The 4,042-nt window shown below is 39.1% G+C and carries 3 protein-coding genes; 2 read left to right on the top strand and 1 reads right to left on the bottom strand.

What is annotated here, in order from left to right:
- The first annotated feature begins 342 nt into the window (after window positions 1-342).
- Window positions 343-1,218, top strand: coding sequence for a hypothetical protein (locus I2483_RS18955; protein ID WP_207278618.1), 876 nt, complete (start codon window positions 343-345; stop codon window positions 1,216-1,218).
- A gap of 264 nt (window positions 1,219-1,482) precedes the next feature.
- On the opposite strand, the gene I2483_RS18950 is transcribed toward I2483_RS18955, so the two are convergent.
- Window positions 1,483-2,448: a S8 family peptidase gene (locus I2483_RS18950; RefSeq protein ID WP_346267756.1), complete on the bottom strand. Its 966-nt coding sequence runs from the start codon at window positions 2,446-2,448 to the stop codon at window positions 1,483-1,485.
- 1,257 nt (window positions 2,449-3,705) lie between these two features.
- Here I2483_RS18950 and I2483_RS18945 point away from each other — a divergent pair.
- Window positions 3,706-3,888: a hypothetical protein gene (locus tag I2483_RS18945; protein ID WP_207278616.1), complete on the top strand. Its 183-nt coding sequence runs from the start codon at window positions 3,706-3,708 to the stop codon at window positions 3,886-3,888.
- Window positions 3,889-4,042: the final 154 nt, after the last annotated feature.

Here is a 4,042-nt window from a genome sequence, read left to right as displayed (position 1 = left end):
CGCGGCGTCTTGATCGTGTTTGTTTGTGAAGTGTGCGTACTCAGAAAGGTAAGTTGTCATAAAGAATATCCCCTTTATTTTTTATATAGAAGAAATGTGGGGGATAGGGGACAACTTTGTGAAAAAAGTTTTTCCTTCGACAATTCGGGGAAACGATAATTGCATAGAAAAGAAGGTAACCTCTTGAAACTAGTTTTATCACTGTTGTTTTAATTTTAGTTATTAACCAATTAATTTTTTTTGAAGGTAATGAATTATCAGTAGTTTAGTAGTGGATTTTATTATAACTATTGGTATAGTTAAAATATAACAAAATTATACTATACTGGGGGTGTCGATTTAATGGAAGTTGCATTGGTTACAGAAGAATTAACTGAAGTACAAATGAAAAAGCTCTTGGGTTTCCAAAAGAAAAAGAAAATAGAAGCTTTTCAGCTGGCTCTAGCTGAGTATCGTGATGCAATCGGTGAGTGGGATATGACTAATTTTCAAGATGCAGGTCCTAGGTGGAGGGAGATTGGTGCATTAAAGTGTGATTGTGGGAAAGTTCTACGCTATCAATACACAGTGACAAATCGCTTAACCGCTGAGATACATAACTTTGGCATTTATCATCTGCAGGCGGAAACCGGGTTTTCTGATCAGGTAATTCGGGGAATAGGGAAGTATTTGAATGCTGCAGATCGTGAGATTGAAGAAGTTGAACAAAGACTTAAAGAAAACTGGCGTCTAACTTTTGAGATACCAGAATCGTTGGAGCTGCCGGACGAATTGCGAAGTACACTTAATGACGGATTACCACTATCGAAGCGAGAAGAGAAACAACTAAGCCATCTTGTGTTTGAAGCGCAACGGCAAGAATGGAGAAGTTTGCCCCCGCAAAGAATGCCGATTTCAGAATATGAAAGGAAATCGATAAACCTTTTCGGAGAATTGGATTTTACCAATGATACAAAACCAATTGGCCCTTTCGATTTGAAAGAATCGGAAAAAGCATTTGTCATCGGGATGCTAGAGAGTGGTTGTAGTAGCAGTATGGTAATCGCTGGAGAATTACACAATGCAGGACATTATACCGAGCGTTTTTTAACAGGACGAACGAAACTATATCCCCTATGTGTATTTTATATGGATAGACTAGTTGGAGAGGGAAGGGCAGTCTTGATTCAAGATTTCGGCCTACAAGATCGAATGTATAAGTTAGCGGAAATAAAATAATAGCAGAATTCACTTTTCAACAAAGGAGCTGAAAAGTGAATTCTGCGCATACGCCAGTTGAATACGTCGATTTTATTGAATTGGTATTTATCATTAGTGTAATTATCTGTAGGGTAACGCACCAACTGAAGCGCCTATTCCGAACAAGGTTAACTCCTGCTTCCATACTCATCCATTTAGCGAAACGTGGCCAGGGGAAACACTAGCCGCGTTTTGTATTTATTGATACCTGGAAAAATGCTAGTGCACCACTTTGTATTCAAATCACTGCGAACTCAAAATCAACTCTCTACTTTCTTTCTCAAATACATCAGTCAAATGTTCAAGCACCGTCAAATAAACGAGCCCGTTACCTTCAAGCTTCGGTGAGAATCCTAGTGGAACGGTCCTTTTAATTAGCTGGGCATAGAGCTCTGGCTCTGAAAGGTCTCGACCGAAACTGTTGTTGACCAATCCTTTGATGAGGGCTAGCGCTCCGGAGACATGGGGTGCTGCCATTGACGTTCCGCTTAATGTTGCAAATTTCCCGTTTAAATAGGTAGAGAGGATCTTTTCACCCGGAGCAACTAAATCGATTTCATTATGAGAGTTTGTAAAATCGGAAGGGCTCCGTTCAAGATTTATAGCACCCACACTAATGACTTCGTTATAACAGCCTGGATAGGCGAATTCGTCGGTTGAATCATCACCATCACCCTCGTTTCCAGCCGCACAAACTACGAGAATATTAGTAGCTAGGGCTTTTTTAATCGCTTCATGAAGTTCTGGCATATCAGTTGGGCCACCTAGCGACATGGAGATAATATCCACCTTTTGTTCAATCGCATAATGGATTCCGGCGATAATCCAGCCATATTGTCCCGAGCCTTTTCTATTCAATACCTTCACGATAAGCAAACTTGCTTCAGGAGCTACTCCGACTACGCCCTTATCGTTCTGTTGTGCAGCAATTGTTCCAGCAACGTGCGTGCCATGACCATTGTAATCAAGGAATATATCAGGATTGCTTCCATCATCATCCGTAAAGTTCCGACCGCCTATAATCTGATTTTGTAAATCGGGGTGGCTACTATCGCATCCCGTATCCAGGATAGCTACCGTGATACCTTTTCCTTTTGTGTCCTTCCAAATTGCGGGTGCTTGAATTAATTCCACACCTGGTGGAACTTCATGGACCTCCGTGGCTTGAGCAATGACTTCGTATGGGATTACATGAACTAAATTCTCCACTTTATACCTCCTCATTGTATGACTCAGAATCCACTAAGAAAGAGACTTTACCAGTATTTAGTCACGGTTGCAGTAAAAATAGTAAACTATTTGTTTCTATTAGTAGTTCTTGCTACATACTATAATTGAACGGAACCTACATAGTCAGTCGCAGTAGGTCCTCTACGTGCAAGCTTAGTCTATGATCATTAACAAAATACGAAGAAGTCTAGACTCGGCAATGAATCTAGCAAAAAAGCATTGCACTTTTGGAGATATATCATCATATAATAAAAAACGTGACATAGAATAAAAAGGGACTGGGCGTTTGAACACTCAGTCCTATACTAATAATCTGTAAGACAAAATCATTTTCGACTTTACGTATCGTACGATGGTGTAGCTGTTTGGGTAGGAAAAGCATTTGGCCGAGAAGAAAGAAGTAATTGTCCACACGTCTGCCGATGGGGGGCGGTTACTTCTCTCTAGACAGGAAAACGATAACTGACAACGACACCGACATAAAAGCAATCCATCCACCAGATAGTGACATGAGTAAGCTTAGTACTTCGTATGTTGTCATTGGTTTTCACCTCCTTTCATTTCAAAGGGCTTAAAAAATCCTTCCTCTATTCTTTGTAGATAAATTAAAACCAAGATGCAGAATTTATAGGGTTGAAAAATTATATAAAAAGCCCTACTATTATGTATATGTGAAATCAATATGTATATGTCTATTTGCGACGGAAAATTCCAGAAACAAAGTGTGATATCCACTATAACCCAAGGATAAATATGGGATACCCTCATGTAAATCGTATCATAAACTGACTATTCAGTCCAATCAATTATTCAATAGATTGAATAATTGATTCAGAAGTCTTATGTGAGATTAATCCCTTTTAGCGCTTAGTCACTAGTGCAGCCCGGAACTTAAAAGAAACTTTTCAATTAGTAGTACATGTTACATATTCTGGGTAATAGTTACGTGTAGATTGTGTAACGGTAAGTCCTAAATGCGCATGCTGCTAAAATAAAGTTGAGCTATGCTTGCTTTTTAATCAATGACTAAAACGAGGGTAGATAGGGCGCAAAATCCATGTAAGAGTGGGTTTGGCCGCCTTTATTGATAATTCATCATAGAATAAAAAACGTGGCAGGCAATAAAAAGGGATTAATTGATTGAACAATCAGTCCTAAAGTGGTATACTAGTAAATGTAATACAGGTCAATAGTGCACATCTTTCGACTGTGTAAATAGTTGGATAGAAAAGGCAGTTGGCCGAGAAGGAAGAAGTAATTGTCACACGTCTGCCGATGGGGGGCGGTTACTTCTTTCTTGATAATAAAAAGATTACTGACAAAGACACCAATATTAATGCAATCTGTTCACTAGATAGTGAAATGAAAAAGCTTAGTATTTCGTATGTTGTCATTGGTTTGCACTTCTTTTCATTTTGAAGTGCCAAACAGTCTGTTATACATGCTCCTCCCATAAACTAAAAAACTTTATACGTGAATCAATTTCATATCTTTGAGCCCTTGCGGCTCTAAGTATAAAACGGCAAGAAAATAGAGCACCTCCCCAAATCCTGTATAATGAGAGTTCTGACAC

It is taken from the genome of Sporosarcina sp. E16_3 (genome assembly GCF_017347125.1).
Taxonomy (GTDB): domain Bacteria; phylum Bacillota; class Bacilli; order Bacillales_A; family Planococcaceae; genus Sporosarcina.
Note: the sequence above shows the minus strand (reverse complement) of the source record. Positions and strands in the feature narration are given on the sequence as shown.

Excerpts from the sequence above, each read along its gene's own strand:
- I2483_RS18955 (WP_207278618.1), top strand. The coding sequence starts at position 343 with ATGGAAGTTGCATTGGTTACAGAAGAATTAACTGAAGTACAAATGAAA.